The organism is Bradyrhizobium sp. (assembly GCF_036009065.1).
Taxonomy (GTDB): Bacteria; Pseudomonadota; Alphaproteobacteria; order Rhizobiales; family Xanthobacteraceae; genus Bradyrhizobium.
In genome coordinates this window covers 1-15,934 of the sequence record NZ_DASYMN010000455.1, presented here as the reverse complement: position 1 = coordinate 15,934, position 15,934 = coordinate 1, and the positions used below count along the sequence as shown (strand labels likewise).

General features: G+C 61.4%; 14 protein-coding genes and 1 pseudogene. 7 read left to right on the top strand and 8 right to left on the bottom strand.

Annotated features, from left to right (window positions below; translation table 11 throughout):
* The coding region (locus VGP39_RS27360) for a response regulator (protein WP_327571221.1) at positions 1 to 476 on the bottom strand (476 nt) is incomplete at its 3' end.
* Between the two features lie 503 nt (positions 477 to 979).
* Between VGP39_RS27360 and VGP39_RS27355 the strand changes: the two genes are divergently transcribed.
* Genes VGP39_RS27355 through VGP39_RS27345 form a run of 3 tightly spaced genes read left to right on the top strand, consistent with a single transcriptional unit; the run spans position 980 to position 2,540 of the window.
* Positions 980 to 1,261, top strand: coding sequence for a GlsB/YeaQ/YmgE family stress response membrane protein (locus VGP39_RS27355; protein WP_327571220.1), 282 nt, complete (start codon positions 980 to 982; stop codon positions 1,259 to 1,261).
* Between the two features lie 53 nt (positions 1,262 to 1,314).
* On the top strand, positions 1,315 to 1,683 hold the full coding sequence (locus tag VGP39_RS27350; RefSeq protein ID WP_327571219.1) for a hypothetical protein: 369 nt from the start codon (positions 1,315 to 1,317) through the stop codon (positions 1,681 to 1,683).
* Positions 1,680 to 2,540, top strand: coding sequence for an alpha/beta hydrolase (locus VGP39_RS27345; RefSeq protein WP_327571218.1), 861 nt, complete (start codon positions 1,680 to 1,682; stop codon positions 2,538 to 2,540). The genes VGP39_RS27350 and VGP39_RS27345 overlap by 4 nt, the downstream gene beginning before the upstream one ends.
* 48 nt (positions 2,541 to 2,588) lie before the next feature.
* On the opposite strand, the gene VGP39_RS27340 is transcribed toward VGP39_RS27345, so the two are convergent.
* Complete coding sequence (locus VGP39_RS27340; RefSeq protein WP_327571217.1) at positions 2,589 to 4,574, bottom strand: AI-2E family transporter; 1,986 nt, start codon at positions 4,572 to 4,574, stop codon at positions 2,589 to 2,591.
* A gap of 86 nt (positions 4,575 to 4,660) precedes the next feature.
* Between VGP39_RS27340 and VGP39_RS27335 the strand changes: the two genes are divergently transcribed.
* Positions 4,661 to 5,560, top strand: a complete 900-nt coding sequence (locus tag VGP39_RS27335) for a YihY/virulence factor BrkB family protein (RefSeq protein ID WP_327571216.1) — start codon at positions 4,661 to 4,663, stop codon at positions 5,558 to 5,560.
* Between the two features lie 278 nt (positions 5,561 to 5,838).
* Here VGP39_RS27335 and VGP39_RS27330 read toward each other — a convergent pair.
* Positions 5,839 to 6,537 (bottom strand): annotated as a pseudogene (locus VGP39_RS27330) (NUDIX hydrolase).
* Between the two features lie 10 nt (positions 6,538 to 6,547).
* Complete coding sequence (locus tag VGP39_RS27325) at positions 6,548 to 7,576, bottom strand: ABC transporter substrate-binding protein (protein ID WP_327571215.1); 1,029 nt, start codon at positions 7,574 to 7,576, stop codon at positions 6,548 to 6,550.
* A gap of 135 nt (positions 7,577 to 7,711) precedes the next feature.
* On the opposite strand from VGP39_RS27325, the gene VGP39_RS27320 reads away from it, so the two are divergent.
* Positions 7,712 to 8,152, top strand: a complete 441-nt coding sequence (locus VGP39_RS27320) for a cupin domain-containing protein (RefSeq protein WP_327571214.1) — start codon at positions 7,712 to 7,714, stop codon at positions 8,150 to 8,152.
* Positions 8,153 to 8,284: 132 nt separating this feature from the next.
* Here VGP39_RS27320 and VGP39_RS27315 read toward each other — a convergent pair whose 3' ends face one another.
* Both VGP39_RS27315 and VGP39_RS27310 read right to left on the bottom strand, forming a co-directional pair.
* Positions 8,285 to 9,073 (bottom strand): ABC transporter permease, encoded by a 789-nt coding sequence (locus VGP39_RS27315; RefSeq protein ID WP_327571213.1) that lies wholly within the window; start codon positions 9,071 to 9,073, stop codon positions 8,285 to 8,287.
* On the bottom strand, positions 9,070 to 9,906 hold the full coding sequence (locus tag VGP39_RS27310; RefSeq protein WP_327571212.1) for an ABC transporter ATP-binding protein: 837 nt from the start codon (positions 9,904 to 9,906) through the stop codon (positions 9,070 to 9,072). Before VGP39_RS27310 ends, VGP39_RS27315 begins: the two co-directional genes overlap by 4 nt.
* 129 nt (positions 9,907 to 10,035) lie before the next feature.
* Between VGP39_RS27310 and VGP39_RS27305 the strand changes: the two genes are divergently transcribed.
* Positions 10,036 to 10,827, top strand: coding sequence for an ATP-binding cassette domain-containing protein (locus tag VGP39_RS27305; protein ID WP_327571211.1), 792 nt, complete (start codon positions 10,036 to 10,038; stop codon positions 10,825 to 10,827).
* Positions 10,824 to 12,383 (top strand): ABC transporter permease/substrate-binding protein, encoded by a 1,560-nt coding sequence (locus VGP39_RS27300; RefSeq protein WP_327571210.1) that lies wholly within the window; start codon positions 10,824 to 10,826, stop codon positions 12,381 to 12,383. The genes VGP39_RS27305 and VGP39_RS27300 overlap by 4 nt, the downstream gene beginning before the upstream one ends.
* 121 nt (positions 12,384 to 12,504) lie before the next feature.
* Here the strand turns inward: VGP39_RS27300 and VGP39_RS27295 are convergent, their stop codons facing one another.
* Both VGP39_RS27295 and VGP39_RS27290 read right to left on the bottom strand, forming a co-directional pair.
* Positions 12,505 to 14,217 carry a sulfatase-like hydrolase/transferase gene (locus tag VGP39_RS27295; RefSeq protein ID WP_327571209.1) on the bottom strand — a complete coding sequence of 571 codons (1,713 nt, stop codon included), beginning with the start codon at positions 14,215 to 14,217 and terminating at the stop codon, positions 12,505 to 12,507.
* A 3-nt stretch (positions 14,218 to 14,220) separates the two neighbouring features.
* Positions 14,221 to 15,934 (bottom strand): sulfatase-like hydrolase/transferase (locus VGP39_RS27290; protein WP_414644821.1); only part of this gene is annotated, 1,714 nt, incomplete at its 5' end.

Genomic DNA, 15,934 nt, shown 5'->3' with positions numbered 1-15,934 from the left:
AAAACGGCCTCATGCGCGGAAAGAGGAAAGACGTTGACCGGCGCGTCTCCGTCCGCATCCGCAGCCGACAACGGTGCGTCGGGAACGATCTTTAACGCTCCCGTACCGATCATCGCCTGCAATTCGCTGATCATTTGCTCCACACCCAGAGGTTTGCCGAAGAAGCGGCTGTCGGCTGGTTTTTCCGCGTCTGTCGGTGTGACCTGACCGGAAACCAGTATGATCTTGATGGCAGGCCAGCGGTCGTGAACGGCGTGGGCGAGCTTCAGGCCGTCCATGCTGCCGGGCATCTGAATGTCGGTGAACAGCAGGGAAATGTCGGAGCGGGACTCCAGAATGGAGATTGCCTCGTCGGCATTGACGGCTTCAACCGGGCAGAATCCGGCGTCCTCGACGATGTCGACCGCACGCATGCGCAGCACCATCTCATCTTCGACCACAAGTACGTTCGGCAGTTCGGGTGAACCCGTTGGCATGGGCGGCCTGATTCTTTCTCGTAGTTGATAGGGGCAACCCGAAGACGGTAACCCGGAGAGTTGCTGCGCCTATCCCGGACAAATAGCGAGCTAAATCGCTATTATCGGCTGCGGTGGAACTTTTTCGCGTCTTGAGGATTGCATCCAAGTCCCCACGCGCGAGGGACTGAGACCGACCAAGGTCAACTTTTCCCATGATGAAATCCTTCTCGGCCCTGGCGGCAATGCTCGTCTTGGGTGCTGCGGTTGTCGCCTTGCCCGGTTTTGCTCCTCAAGTGAAAGCGGAAGAATCCATAGCCTTGGCAAAGTCGGACCGGCTTCCCGTCCGATCGATGGCGCGGGAATGTTCCAATCAGGTCTGGCCTGACCTCGGGGCATCCTGCCTGCGAAGCAGCCGCGTTGGAGTAGTCCATGAAGCTCGTCTAGTGACAGCGCGCCGCTAGAACCGGCAAGCCTCCTTTAATCCGGCATTTCACGGCAAAAAACACACGGGGGGGGGCGCAATGAACCTGTCAGGTGAAAGTCTTCTTGTCATTCTTGTCGTCGGCATCGTAGCCGGCTGGCTGGCCGGCCAGATTGTTCGAGGCGCCGGCTTCGGACTGATCGGCGATCTGTTGATCGGAATCGTCGGCGCGCTGATCGGGAGCTGGCTGCTGCCGCAGCTTGGCATTCATCTCGGCGCCGGCATCGTTCGAGCTATTATCAACGCGACGATCGGAGCGATCCTGTTGCTGCTGGTCATAAGGCTGCTGCGAGGTGGCACCGGCTGGGGCCGACGCTGGTAAATTATTGACGCGGCGATCGATCTCTCCATGATGCGGCCAAAATGGGAGGCCGCATGCTCGAACACCTCAAGGAAAAAGTGAACGGCGACGCGGCGCTCACACGGCGCGGGCGATTTCTCACCACTACGTTCCTGATCGAGGTTGGGCCGACGCAGTGGCTGGTGAGCATCGTCGAGGGGAAAATCGCTTCGGTCACGCAAGGGCCGTTCGTGATGCCGTCATGGTCGTTTGCGCTGCGGGCTTCGCAGGAAGAGTGGCAGAAATTCTGGAGCGCCGCTCCCCGCCCCGGCTCGAACGACCTGATGGCTCTGATCAAGCGCCGCGTATTGAAGGCCGAAGGCAATCTTCAGGTCTTCATGGCCAATCTGCGCTATTTCAAGGAAAGTCTCGAAAAGCTACGCGCGGCGGGAGCGAACGCATGAGCGCGACATTCGAGCCCGTGACCGGGCGCTACATGCATCTCGATCTGTTCGGCCGCGCGCATCGCATCTATGTCGAGGAAGCCGGACAAGGCACGCCGCTGTTATGCCTGCATACCGCTGGCTCGGACGGCCGACAGTATCGCGGCCTGATGAATCATCCGGGCATTACCGCCAACCATCGCGTCATCGCCTTCGACATGCCGTGGCACGGCAAGTCGTCGCCGCCGGCCGGCTGGCACGAGGAAGAATATCAACTGACCTCGGCACAATACACCACCATGATCCTCGACATCATGGCCGCGCTGGAACTCGACAGGCCGATCGTGATGGGCTGCTCGATCGGCGGACGGATCGCGCTGCATCTGGCGCTGGAACATCCCGAGCGCTTTCGGGCGATCATCGGGCTGCAGGCCGGCGCGCATGTCGACCCCTATTACGATCTGAATTTTTTGCACCGGCCCGACGTTCATGGTGGCGAGGTGTCCGCCGCGATTGTATCGGGCCTCGTGGGTCCCCGTGCACCGGTGAAAGACCGGTGGGAAACGCTCTGGCATTACATGCAAAGCGGGCCCGGCGTCTTCAAAGGCGATCTGTATTTCTACAAGGTCGACGGCGACATCCGCGATCGGATCGGGCAGATCGATACCAAGCGTTGCCCGCTGTTCCTGCTGTCCGGCGAATACGACTACTCCTGCACGCCGGAGGAAACTCTGGCGGTAGCCGCCAGCATTCCCGGCGCCGATGTCACCATCATGAAGGGACTCGGGCATTTTCCGATGAGCGAGAATCCGGAAGCTTTCATCGGCCATCTGCTGCCGGTGCTGGACAAGATCAGGACGCAGCCTGCGCCTCGATGAACGCGGCGGAAGCGTATTGGCGGCTACTTGGAAGCATGAATAATGAAGCTACGCAGCCGTAACTGCAGGAAGCTGTCCGTCCTTTATCGTAGCGCGGCTTGGGCTTTCAAGTCCTGTGGCCTCGATGCATAATTGGACGGCTTCACACAAGCTCGCGGCGACCAAATCGGCTTTTGCCGCATCGCCGAGTTGTTGCAATGCGGCCCGATCACTTGCAGACACCGGACAAACCAGGACAATCGTCGCCTTTGGCAATTTACGCCGGAGACGTCGAACAGAATAACGCATGTGTGCCGGGCCGTTTACATCCAGATAGACCAAACAGACGATTGCAACGCCAGTAGTTTCAAGCCGAAAAACATTGGCGGTAGAGAGCGCTTCGGCGGCTTCAACGCGCGCCCGCAAGCCGTGCTCGGTCGAGAGTTGACCCAGCATAATCGCGGCTGCCTCGTCGATCAGACTCCGCCCCGCCACGCATAGAACGGGGTGCTCGCCTTGCCATTCTGCTGGCAGGTCCTGCTTGCCTAAAATTGGCAAGTTCTCATAAGGGGCATCCGCCGCGACGCTCGCCACCGCGGAAGTTGCTTCTGCATCTGTGGTAGAGTTCACCCGTGGCGGAACGCGGTCTTCCTGTTCTAAAAGATTATTGACGAATTCGCTGACAGCGTCCCTGATCTTGGTCAGGCGCTCCTGATCAAGCGCGCCACGTTCGGCATCAGCTTGAGCAAGCTGCAATCCCTTCAGGGCTACATCATCGTAGTAGGATGAAAGCGATCGCTCTTTCAGGAATTCTTCTGCTTTTTCGGAGGCTTCCGTTGGGTCGCCGGCCAGCATCCTTTGATAAAAGATTTCCGGCGGAGAAAGAGCCGGTCTATCGCCCAGCATGATGTCCAGGAATTCCAGTCGCTCGACATGACGACCTAGAACGACAAGGCACACGGTCAGGGGCGTGGCCAGGACGAGACCGATGGGACCCCAAAGCGCGGTCCAGAATGTTGCCGAGGCGACTACGGCAACAGGAGACAGCCCGGTGCTCTGTCCATAAACCATCGGCTCGACGACATGCCCTACGATTGGCTCCACCACAACGAATAGTGCAAGGGTCCAGAGCAGCATCGACCAGCCGGGATCGACAGCGACTGCCAGCGTAAGGGGAAACAGAGCAGCGATCGCTGCACCAATGTAGGGAACGAAGCGAAGCACTGCTGCCAGGATTCCCCAAAGAATGGCGCTGGGGACGCCGATAAGCGCAAGACCGATGCCGATGACCAGTCCGAAAGCTGCATTCAGCAGGAGCTGGATCAAAAAAAGCCTGCTCAGGCGCGACGCGGCGTCATCAATTGCCGCGGTGGTGCGCTGAAGGTCATGCGACCCCGCTAATCGTATCAGCCGGTTGCGGAGGTCCTCACGTTGCAGCAATATGAAGATCACGAAAATGATAATGATGCCCGTCGTAGCGAGGGGATGAAGCAGCGGCGAAATCAATGACCGCAAGCTCTCCAGCGCGCCGGGATCGGGCTGGCGTACCTCTACCGGCACGGGTGTGAGGGGTGCCGAGGCCTTGGGACTCAGAGATGGAACTAAGCCCGTCCCGAATTGGGCGTCCTTCGGCTTGTCCAGTTCTTTACTGAGGTCCTTCAGCATGCCGGACGCGCGTTCGAGCGTTCCCCGGCCGGCTGTCGTTTCGCGAAAAGACTGAATTTTCTCTGTTATTGTGGATTGATACCGCGGCAAGTCGCCGGCCAGTTGGGTAAGTTGGGAGGCAAGCAGACTGCCTGTCGCGAAAATAACAGCGAAAGCGAATATCACTACGCTCACGACGGCCAGCCCGCGGGGAATACGGATGCGCTGTAGCAGTCCAACAAGGGGGGCCAGCACGAAACTCAGCAGGATCGCCATGGCGATCGGAATGATGATCTCGCGGCCGAAATAGAGCATGGTGACGATTATGACTGCGAGAACCGCAGTTGCCATCGCGCTAAGCAACGCCATGAGTTCGTCAGAAGTGCGTGCTTTGAATGGCTGGCGGATCATGCGCTACTTTCTATGAAAGACTCCGAGCATTTTGGTGCAGAGTTCGAACAGCCAATAACCACCCGCACTCGAAACGGTTCCACTCCATGAAAATCCTCGGCAGGACTGCCATGAAGGTGTTCGCAGCCCCGGGCGGTTTTGCCCTCGCTGTCGTGAAGCAGTTCCGTGCCAATCAAGGCATCCTGCTTGCCGGAGCGGTCGCATATTATACGCTGTTGTCGCTTATCCCCCTGCTGATCCTCATTCTGCTGGCGCTCTCTCACCTCGTGCCCGAAGACCGGCTGCTTTTGACACTTGCCGAATATCTCGAATTCGTCGTCCCAGGACAGTCAACGGCCCTGGTCGACGAAGTCCGGAAATTCCTCGAACACAAAGAGGTGGTGGGGAGCATCCTGCTGGTTACCATGCTCTTCTTCAGCGCCCTGGCTTTTACAATCCTTGAGAACGCGATGTCGGTGATCTTCTATCATCGCGTCAAAATCAAGCGGCGGCATTTCATGGTTTCCGCGGCCATGCCATACCTCTTCATTCTTTTTCTAGGTGTGGGTCTGCTCATCGTCACCGTTTTATCAGGAGCGCTGCAGTCGATCGGGACGCGGAGCATCACAATCCTCGGTCAACCGCGCTCGCTGGACCAACTCTCTATTTTTCTTCTGTATCTCCTCGGGGTTACCGGCGAGATGCTGTTACTCACTGCGATCTATTTCGTCATGCCCGTGGGACGCTTATTCTTCCGTCACGCACTCATCGGCGGCGTCACGGCGACGCTGCTTTGGGAAATAATGCGTCACATGCTGGCGTGGTACTACACGACGATGTCGCAAATTCAGGTCGTATATGGTTCGCTCACGACGGCAGTCGTGGTCCTGTTGAGCGTCGAAATTGGCGCGTTGGTGTTGCTGGTCGGTGCGCAGGTCATCGCGGAATATGAGCGTATTGGACGGGAGCCTGTTGAAACGGCCGGCCGGTCAATGAAGCTAGATTAAAACCTGGTGAGCTTTGCCGGGGTGCGCAGACGGTCCGGACGCCACACGCGGCGGTGGCGAAATAAGTCGTAGGACGGGAACGAAAGGGCGCTGTAAATGTTGCACTGCATCACAGGAGCCCTTCTCGATGACCGAACCTATCAAAGCCGAAACGCCCAAAGCCGAACAGCCGCAGCCGGCCGCGCCTGCGAAGCCCGCTCCGGGAGGTTTCGGGGAAGGTCTCGAAAGCCCAGGTAGCGTTCACTGCTAAACAGCCGCCGGGCAAACCGCGGACAAGATCAATGAGCAGCCTGCGCCTCGATGAATGCCGTCACAAAACGCGGCATCGCGGGCGTGAAATCCGCTGGCCCGCGCACCAGGTGGATGGCGGCAAGTTCCGGCGACTGATGCGGGGCGAGATTGGCTTTGATCTTCTTGCGCAGCGCTTCACCCGGCATGTCCACATCCAGAATCCGCATCATCGCAATTGCAGCACCGGAGACGACGCAATCCCAATGACCGACAGCCGTATAGTCCGCGGTCGTAAGCCCGGTTTCCTCCTCGACCTCGCGGGTGACGCTGCCGGCGATATCGACGATGCCCGCTCGGAGATCATCGAGATCGGGCGTGCCTGATGGAAAATAAATCCGTCCGGCATTCGCGGTATGCGCGGCCATCTCGCCGAGCACGAACACGCCGTCGCTGCCGCGCAGCGCGCCCATCCGGAATCCGTTGAATAGGCTTTTGTCCGGAAAACCTCAGTCGCGCCATGCCAGAAAGCTCGCAAAATCCGCCTCGAAATAGTCGGCGCTGAAGCGATCGGCGCTGAAGAGCGGATTGCGGCCCAGCAAAACCCGGCCGTTCCAGAGCTGCGTCTTTTCGGCTTGCTTCAGCGCAAAATGCGCGGCGATGTCGGCACGGCGCTCAACCGCGAACGGCCACGTCCACGAACCGCATTTCAGGTCGAGCTGGGTGACGCGATGGATGGCGAGCGGCACGGCGCCCGCGCTATTTCGCGTTCATCCCCGTCGTCTTGTTGGCCTGATCGACATATTTGTTGGTGTAGGTCTTGGTAACGTCGATATTGGCCTTGGCGATTTCGGGCGAACTCTCGCTGAACACGGCCAGCACCGCATCGGCACCTTTGGGATCCATCAGGCCGGTTTCCGAATACATCGGAATGGTGTTCTTGAGCGCGGCGAGATACAGCGCCTTGTCCTTGCCGACCATCTCCGGCGGCATTTTCGCCATGATTTCCTCCGGCGAATGCGTGTGAATCCATTTCAAGGTATTCACGATCGCATTGGTCAGTGCCTGCACCTCCTTCTCATGCGAAGCGATCCACGCCGTGGTGGTGTATAGCGCGCCACCGGGGTAGTCGCCGCCAAACACCGACTGATTATCCTTCTGCGTGCGGGTATCGCTTAAAATACGCAAGTCCGCGTGGCTGCCTTGCAGCACGGTGACCGCCGGATCCAACATGATGGCCGCATCGATCTGCCCCTGCTGCATTGCCGCAACCGCGGTCGCGCCGAGACCGACGCCGATCACGGCGACGCTCGTGGCGTCGATGCCGTTTTTCTTCAAAAGGTATTTGAGAAAGAAATCGGTCGAGGAGCCCGGCGCGCTGACGCCGACTTTCTTGCCGGCCAGATCCTTGACCGACTTGATTTCATCGTTGTGCTTCGGCGACACCACCAACACAAACCCCGGATAGCGGTCGTAGACCACGAAGGACTGCAGCTCCTGCTTCTTGGCGGCGAGATTGACGCAGTGGTCGAAATAGCCGGACACCACGTCGGCACTGCCGCCGAGCACGGCCTTGAGCGCGTCGGATCCGCCCTTGAGGTCGACCAATTCGACCGCAAGCCCGGCTTTGTCATATTCGCCGAGCTGTTTTGCCAGAACGGTCGGCAGATAGCAGAGGCAGGCGCCGCCGCCAACGGCGATGGTGATTTTGGTTTGCGCTGCGGCAAGGCCGGATGACAGAAACAGCGCCAGCAGCATTGCAAAAAGCCTGCCGAAGATCGTTCTCATGATTTTCCTCCACGCGCCTGGTTGGCCGCACGATAAGCGAGCCCGGGCCTCTTGAGAAGCCGCCTTAAGCAGGCCTAGCCAGCGGCGATTTGGCGACATAGCATCGGCATCATAAAAAATCAGGGAGGACTACCAATGAACCGCACCGCTACCGCCATTGCCATTGCCACCGCCTTCGCCGCCGGCTGCGGCGTGACTCATCTGCTACGGCCCGCGCTGGCCGCCGAAAACATCATGGCCCAGGTCATTTCCACCGGAGACTTGAAAGACGACGCGCTTGGCCAGCCCAACGCCGGCGGCACGCGTTCCAAGATGTTCGTTTCCGCCGACGGCGCCACCATTTCGGTGCAGAACGGCATGGTGCCCAAGCACATGCACCCCAACACCAACGAGATGCAGTACATCCTCGAAGGCACCGGGACGATCTGGCTTGGCGACAAGCAAGTGACGGTGAAGCCCGGCGACCTCGTCGTCATCCCCAAGGGCACCGCGCATGGCGGCACCAGCGCCCCGCTGAAGGCGATCGCGATCAAGACGCCGCCGCAGGCGCCGGACGATACCAAGATGCTGAACTGACGGACGCCTGACTGGGCCTGCAAATATGGTCGTCATGCCCGGGCTTGTCCCGGGCATCCACGTCTTGCAGCGCTTGTTGGGAGAAAAGACGTGGATGGCCGGGGCAAGCCCGGCCATGACGAACGCGAGCGCCTACCCACGTCCCTCAGCCGCCTCCGGCCGCCAGACCAGTAGCCGGCGCTCGACCAGCGTCACGCCGAAGTCGATCAGGATGACGAACGCCGACAGCACGAACATGCCGGCGAAAACGCCGGCCACGTCGAAAATGCCTTCGGCCTGCTGGATCAGATAGCCAAGCCCCGCCGCGGAGCCGAGATATTCGCCAACCACCGCGCCGACCACGGCAAAGCCGACGGACGTGTGCAGCGAGGAAAACATCCACGACAGCGCCGAGGGCCAGAATACATGGCGCATCAGCTGTTTTTCGCTCATGCCGAGCATGCGGCCGTTGGCCAGCACGGTCGGGCTGACCTCCTTGACGCCCTGATAGACGTTGAAGAACACGATGAAGAACACCAGCGTAACGCCGAGCGCGACCTTCGACCAAATGCCAAGCCCAAGCCAAAGCGCAAAAATCGGCGCAAGCACGACGCGCGGCAATGCGTTGGCCATCTTCACATAGGGATCGAAGATCGCCGCTATCCGGGGCTGGCGCGCGAACCAGAACCCGACCAGCACGCCGGCGAGCGAGCCGATGGTGAAAGCGAGAGTCGACTCCAGCAGCGTGATCCAAAGATGTTTCCAGATCACACCGCTTGCGAACCAGGCGACGATCTGACTGCCGACGTCCACCGGATTGGAAAAGAAGAACGGCGGCAGCAGCATCCGGCCGAAGATCGGCACCGTCGTGAGCAATTGCCACAGGCCGAGGAAGACCACCGCAACCAGAAACTGGCAGAACAGCAGCATGGGACGGCTCATGATGCCGCGCCCGCCGCCTGCGACGATTGCGCGTAACCCTTCATCACCTCATCCTTGAGCACGCTCCATATTTCCTTGTGCAGCGCGTGAAACTCGCTTGAGAGCCGGACTTCAAAAATATCGCGCGGCCGGGGCAGCGGCACCTGCCAGTTGCCGATGATACGCGCGTTGGGTCCCGCCGACATGATCACCACGCGGTCCGCCAGCGCGATCGCCTCCTCAAGGTCGTGGGTGACGAACAGCACCGCCTTGCGGTCCGCGTTCCACAATTGCAGCAGCAAATTACCCATGATCTGCCGGGTCTGAGCATCGAGCGGCCCGAACGGCTCGTCCATCAGCAGGATTTTTGGATCGCGGATCAGCACCTGGGCGAGCCCGACGCGCTTGCGCTGGCCGCCCGACAGCATGTGCGGATAGCGGTTGGCAAAGGCGCCTAATCCCACCGAGGTCAGCCAGTCCTGCGCGCGCCCGAGCGCCTCCGCGCGCGGCACGCCTTGAACCTCCAGCCCGATGGCGACATTGTCGAGCGCGGTCTTCCACGGAAACAGCCCGTCGGCCTGAAAGAGATAACCGGCCTCCCGGTTCAGTCCTGTCAGCGGCCGGTCGAAAATCCGCACCAATCCCGACGCCGGCCGGAGCAGGCCCGCCACGATATTCAGCAATGTCGATTTTCCGCATCCGGTCGGCCCGACAATGGCGACGAACTCACCCTGCTCGAGCGACAGCTGCGCCCTCTCCACCGCGGTGTAAACCCGCGCATCGGGCAGCCGGAACGCCACCGTCGCGTCGTCAAGCACGACCGCCGTCGATGCTGCGGCCTTTCCTGCCTGCACGCGTTTCCCCGATGTCTCGTTGGTTCGGCGGATGGATACCGCCCCGGCCGCGACAATTCAACTGATAGCGACAATAGGCAAGCGCCCGCGTCGCTTGGTCGCTTGAAGGCCTTGTGATAGTCCCTCGATATGTCCACCGCCCTGCCCCTGATCGCCTACGAACATGTCGGCAAGAGCTTTGACGGCGGCCGTGTCAAAGCCGTCGACGATGTCACGCTGGAAGTGGCCGAGGGCGAATTCCTCGCCATCGTCGGCGGCTCCGGCTCCGGCAAAACGACGCTGCTGCGGCTGGCGAACCGGCTGATCGAGGCCGACAGCGGCCTGATCCGGGTCGAGGGGGAGGATGTACGCGCGGTCGACCCGATCGGCTTGCGGCGGCGCATCGGCTATGTGTTCCAGAGCGGCGGACTGTTTCCGCATATGAGCGTCGCCGACAATATCGGCATCACGCCAAAACTGCTCGGCACGCGCGCGAATGAAATTTCGGCGCGCGTGGACGAGTTGCTCGACCTGGTACGGCTCGACCGCGGCCAGCATCGCGACCGCTTTCCGCATGAACTGTCCGGCGGCCAGCGCCAGCGCGTCGGCGTCGCGCGTGCGCTGTCGGCAAAACCGCGTATCGTGCTGATGGACGAGCCGTTCGGTGCGCTCGATCCCCTCACCCGCGACGCGCTCGGCGACGATTTTCGCGCGCTGCACGAGAGACTCGGGCTTACCACCGTCATGATCACCCATGACATGACCGAGGCGGTGCTGCTGGCCGACCGCGTCGCCGTGATGCGCGCCGGGCGGCTGCTGGCCGAGGGCACGCCGGCCGAACTTGCGAAAAGCCACGATCCCTACGTCGGCGAACTCATGGGTACGCCGCGGCGGCAGGCCGCGCGGCTGGCTGAGTTGCTGTCGAGGGACGGCGCGGCATGAGCCTGATGTCCGATCCACGCTGGAGCGAAGCTCTCGGCCATCTGCCGGACTATCTCGGCAACCACGTGCGGGTGAGCGTCACCGCGCTGGCGCTGGGATTGCTGGTCAGCCTGCCGCTGGCACTGCTGGCGCGCGACAGGCCGGTGCTGCGCGGCGCGCTGCTGGGCTTCGCCAGTATCGTGCAGACGGTGCCGGACCTGGCGCTGCTGGCGCTGTTCTATCCGCTGCTGCTGGCGCTGGCGGCGCTGGCGCTGAGCTGGCTCGGGTTCAGCTTTTCCGCGTTCGGATTCCTGCCGGCAGTACTGGCGCTGGCGCTGTATTCGATGCTGCCGGTGCTGCGTAATACCATTACCGGCCTGCAGGGCGTGGACCCTGCGATCCTCGAGGCCGCGCAAGGCGTCGGCATGACATCGCGGCAGTCGCTGTTCATGGTGGAACTGCCGCTGGCGCTGCCGGTGATGATGGCGGGCATCCGCACCGCCGCGGTATGGGTGATCGGCACCGCGACGTTGTCGACCCCGATCGGCCAGACCAGCCTCGGCAATTACATCTTCGCCGGCCTGCAGACGCAGAACTGGGTGTTCGTGCTGTTCGGCTGCTTTGCCGCGGCGGCCCTGGCGCTTATCGTCGATCAATTGCTGGCGCTGGTCGAGACCGGCATTCGCAATCGCAGCCGGGTACGCGTCGCTTTCGGCGGCATCGGCGTGCTGGCGCTGGTGGCGGCGACGCTGGTGCCGTCGATGGCGCGCTCGCAATCGACCTATATCGTCGGCGCCAAGACCTTCACCGAGCAATATGTGCTGGCGGCGCTGATGGCGCAACGGCTGCGGGCAGCAGGATTGACCGCAAGCTCGCGCGAAGGTCTCGGCTCCAACGTGATCTTCGACGCGCTGGCGGCCAACGATATCGACGTCTACGTCGATTATTCCGGCACGCTGTGGGCCAACCAGTTTCATCGCACCGAGATCAAGCCGCGCGCGGAGCTGCTCGCCGATTTGAAAGCAACGCTGGCGCAGCTGAACATCACCTTGCTCGGCGAACCCGGTTTCGAAAATGCCTATGCGCTGGTGATGCCGAAGAAGCGCGCCGAGGCGCTGGGTATTCGTTCGATTGCCGATCTGATATCGCGTGCGGGCACGATGTCGATCGCCGGCGATTACGAATTCTTCTCACGGCCGGAATGGGCCGGATTGCAGAAAGCATACGGGCTCGCGTTCCGCGCACAGCGGCAGATGCAGCCGGATTTCATGTATGCTGCGGTCGCTTCCGGCGAAGTCGACGTGATCGCGGGCTACACCCGCGACGGGCTGATCGCGAAATACGATCTGGTGGTGCTCGACGACCCCAGGCATGCGATCCCGCCCTATGATGCGATCGTATTGATCTCGCCGCAACGCGCCGAGGACCAGGTCTTGCGCGCGGCGCTGGCGCCGCTGCTCGGCGCCATCGACATTGCCACCATGCGTGCGGCCAATCTCCGCGCCAGCGGCAACGACGCCGACAGTTCGCCGGACGCGGTGGCGAGGTGGCTGTGGGAGAAGATCGCGAAGCGGTAGACCAAAGCCCTCATGGTGAGGAGGCGCACTTGCGCCGTCTCGAACCATGAGGATGTACTGCACATCCTTCGAGACGCGCGAAAGAGCCCGCTCCTCAGGATGAGGCATCATTCGAAATGACTCAGAGCTTCTTGATGATCCCGGCGTCGATCAAGAGCCGATTAAAACGCCGTGCCTCGGCGCCGTCCTTGCAGGCATAGAACAGGCCCTTGCAGCGGAGCATGATGTTCTTCTGCTCCTCGAACGATGGATCGAGCGGGATGCCGGCCGCTTCCTGGATCACCAGCGGCAAATATGCCGCGTCGACCGTATCCATCACGGCCGGGCTCTTCACCGGCTCGAAGTTGATCGCATCGATCGCGTAATACGTCGCATAATAACGCGGATCATAAGTCAGCAGGCGATCCGCCAGTTCCCGCGGCGCCAGCCGCGGCTCGATCAGTCTGTGCGAGATCGCAGGCTGATGATCGCCAAACCGCACGATCAAAAATGAGTCATCCGGAAAATCGGATTTCAGCCGCGCCACGAATTCCTGGTAGGCGTCGGCGGTCATCATCTGCCGGCGGATATATTCGTCGATTTCGGGGGTGTTGCCCGGCGCCTGCCAGTGCGGCGTCAAATCCGGGCGGTAGACCGACGTCCACGGAAAGTGGTTCGCCGTGAGATAGACGAAGGCGAACAACGGCACTTGCTTCTGCCGCTCCCGCGTGATCAGGCTCCGCGCCTGGTCGAAATAGAATGGGTCCGGCTGCATGTCCTCGCTCACGCCCATCTCAGCCATGTCGATCAGCCGGTCGATACCGGTCGAATGCTGGTATTCGCGCGCGTCGAGAAAATTGCCATAGGTCGGATACAGCGAAAACGTCCGGTAGCCGCAGTGGCGCAATGCCATCGGCAGGCCGCGCGCAATTCGCCCGGCCGCAATCCTCGTGACGTAGAACTTCATCTTGCCGAACGACCGCACCGACAATCCACTAAGGACGTTGAATTCGGTGTACCAGGTCGGACCGCCGGTCGCCTCGGCGACGAACGTGCGCTGCCGGCCGTCGATCGATTTGAACAAGTCGCCGTAGCCTGCCGGAACCTTGATGCCGGGAGCGGCGCGAATATCGAAGCTCGATTCATCGAGCAGCATGATGATATGCGGACGGCGCACGCTCGCGGCGCAGCCCGCGCTCGCCGCCGGCATCGGCGTTTCGCCGGGCGATTTGGCCGCGGCTTCAAGCCAGCCGTCGGAGGCGAGCTGCGAGGCCGAGGCGACGCCGGAGCGCGCCAGATTGGAAATATGATTGACGCCCTGGAACGGCTCCCACGGCTGTTCCGGCACCGCGACCGACAGCGCGACGAGCGCCGCCAGCGACGCCACGGCGCCGGCAAGCGCCGTCAATCGCCGGATGCGGAACGGGTCAAACCGCCAGATCAGCCAGAGCAACGGTATGGACAGTAGCGCGGCCAGCGCGAGCTGCCCCCGCAAGCTGGGGAAAACGCTGTTCATGAACGAGAAGGTGGCAGAATCGATGATCAGGAAATCGAGGAATGTCAGGGTCAGTTGAAGAATGCCGTATTTGAACTGCGACAGCGCGATCAGCGCCGCCATCAACGCAAGCGGCAGCGCCGCGGCAATCCCCGGACGCCCGAAAACCGCAATGCCGGCAAAGACAAGCAGGGCCAGCGTAAGGAAGGACAGCAGAATCGCAAACGGACCGTATTCCGTGAGGATCAGAACCGCTCCCGCCGCCGCATAGACCATGGCGACGAGGGTTGCACGCAGCCACCATCCCCGCGCCGATGCGGCAAGGATCGGACGATTGTCATGAAGCGGAAGCGCCGTCATGACCTACAGCGCCTTGATGAAACCGGCGTCGATCAGCAGCCGGTTGAACCGCCGCGCTTCGGCGCCGTCCTTGCACGAGTAGAACAGGCCCTTGCAGCGGAGCATGATCTTCTTCTGCTCCTCGAACGACGGATCGAGCGGAAGTCCGGCGGCGTCCTGAATCACCAGCGGCAGATACGCCGCGTCGATGGTGTCCATCGCCGTCGGACCGCCGGCGGGTTTGAAGTTGACGGAATCGATGGCGTAGTAGGTCGCATAGTAGCGCGGATCATAGACCATCAGCCGCTTGGCGATTTCCGGGTCGGTAAGGTTCGGCTCGATGATCAGCGAGGAGAACTCCGGCTGGTGATCACCATAACGCACGATCAGAAACGGTTCGGTCGGAAACTGCTTTTTCAGCCTGGCAACGAATGCGTCGTAATCCTGCGCGCTCATGGTCTGGCGTCGCAGATACTCATCGATCGACGGCTTGTTGCCGAGGCTGCGCCAGTCCGGCGTCAGTTCCGGGCGCAACGTCGACGCCCACGGGAAGTGATTGGCGGCAAGATAGACGAACATGAACAGCGGTGTGTTGGGTGATTCCTGCGACATCAGCTTCAGTGCCGAATCGTAAAAAAAGCTGTCGGGCTCCACCGCCTTGGCGCCGAGGTCGCGGGCATCGTAAAAACGCTGGATGCCCGTGGTGGTCTGGAAACTGCGCGCGCTCATGAACGCGCCAAAGGCCGGATACAACGAAATGGTGCTGTAGCCGCAGCGGCGCAGCGCCAGCGGCAAGCCGCGCTCGACACGGCCGGAAGCGATCCGCGTCACGAAATAGGAAAACCGCCCGAACGAGCGCGACGACAGGCCGGTCAGCACATTGTACTCGGTGAGCCAGCTCGAACCGCCATTGCTCTCGGCGAGGAACTTGCGCGTCTTGCCGTCGCCCGACACGAAATGGCTGCCGTAGCCGGCGGGCACCTTGATCTGCGGCGCCGAGCGGATGTCGTAGCTCGACTCGTCGTGGATCATGATGATGTGCGGCCGCCGCCCCGCCGGATGGCAGGAATCCACCAGCGGAACCTTGAGGCGTTCGACGGCAACGGCGTCGGATTCCATGAATCCGTAATTGACGAAATCCGACACCGCGGTGACGCCGGAGTACGCGAATTTCGACAGATAGCCGTCGTCACTATAGCCGCGCCAGGCTTCGTCCGGCCAAGTGAAGGCATATCCGGCCAGCGCCGCCAGAAACGCCAGCGCCGCCGCCGCGGCGGGAAGGCGGCGGATCCGGAACGGATCCAGCCACCACAGCGCGTACATCAAGGGCAAGGTGACCAAAGCAGCTGCGATCACCGACCAGCGCAGATTGGGGAAGATCGTAAACAGGAACGCGGCGGTGTCGCGGTCGATCATCATCAGGTCGACGAAATTCGCGGTCATCTGCACGATGTCGTGCTTGAGCCGCGACAGCAGCACCAGAATGACGATCAGGGTCAGCGACAGTGCGCCGGACAGCGCCGGCCGCCGCAATAGCGCGATCCACAGGAAATTCAGGATTGCCCACGCCAGTACGAACCCGACCCGCGCGCCGAAATCGGTTTCGGTCTGCAGCATCACGACCAGCGCGCCGACATGAGGCGCCGCAACGGCAAGCAGGCGCCAGATTCCGACGGCAGCAATGCCGCTCGCGACGACGGCAGCGGAGGACGACGAATTCGGCGGCGGCGCCATGGCC

Excerpts from the sequence above, each read along its gene's own strand:
- VGP39_RS27355 (WP_327571220.1), top strand. The coding sequence starts at position 980 with ATGAACCTGTCAGGTGAAAGTCTTCTTGTCATTCTTGTCGTCGGCATC.
- VGP39_RS27295 (WP_327571209.1), bottom strand. The coding sequence starts at position 14,217 with ATGACGGCGCTTCCGCTTCATGACAATCGTCCGATCCTTGCCGCATCG.
- VGP39_RS27335 (WP_327571216.1), top strand. The coding sequence starts at position 4,661 with ATGAAAATCCTCGGCAGGACTGCCATGAAGGTGTTCGCAGCCCCGGGC.
- VGP39_RS27305 (WP_327571211.1), top strand. The coding sequence starts at position 10,036 with ATGTCCACCGCCCTGCCCCTGATCGCCTACGAACATGTCGGCAAGAGC.
- VGP39_RS27345 (WP_327571218.1), top strand. The coding sequence starts at position 1,680 with ATGAGCGCGACATTCGAGCCCGTGACCGGGCGCTACATGCATCTCGAT.
- VGP39_RS27340 (WP_327571217.1), bottom strand. The coding sequence starts at position 4,574 with ATGATCCGCCAGCCATTCAAAGCACGCACTTCTGACGAACTCATGGCG.
- VGP39_RS27300 (WP_327571210.1), top strand. The coding sequence starts at position 10,824 with ATGAGCCTGATGTCCGATCCACGCTGGAGCGAAGCTCTCGGCCATCTG.
- VGP39_RS27315 (WP_327571213.1), bottom strand. The coding sequence starts at position 9,073 with ATGAGCCGTCCCATGCTGCTGTTCTGCCAGTTTCTGGTTGCGGTGGTC.
- VGP39_RS27325 (WP_327571215.1), bottom strand. The coding sequence starts at position 7,576 with ATGAGAACGATCTTCGGCAGGCTTTTTGCAATGCTGCTGGCGCTGTTT.
- VGP39_RS27350 (WP_327571219.1), top strand. The coding sequence starts at position 1,315 with ATGCTCGAACACCTCAAGGAAAAAGTGAACGGCGACGCGGCGCTCACA.
- VGP39_RS27320 (WP_327571214.1), top strand. The coding sequence starts at position 7,712 with ATGAACCGCACCGCTACCGCCATTGCCATTGCCACCGCCTTCGCCGCC.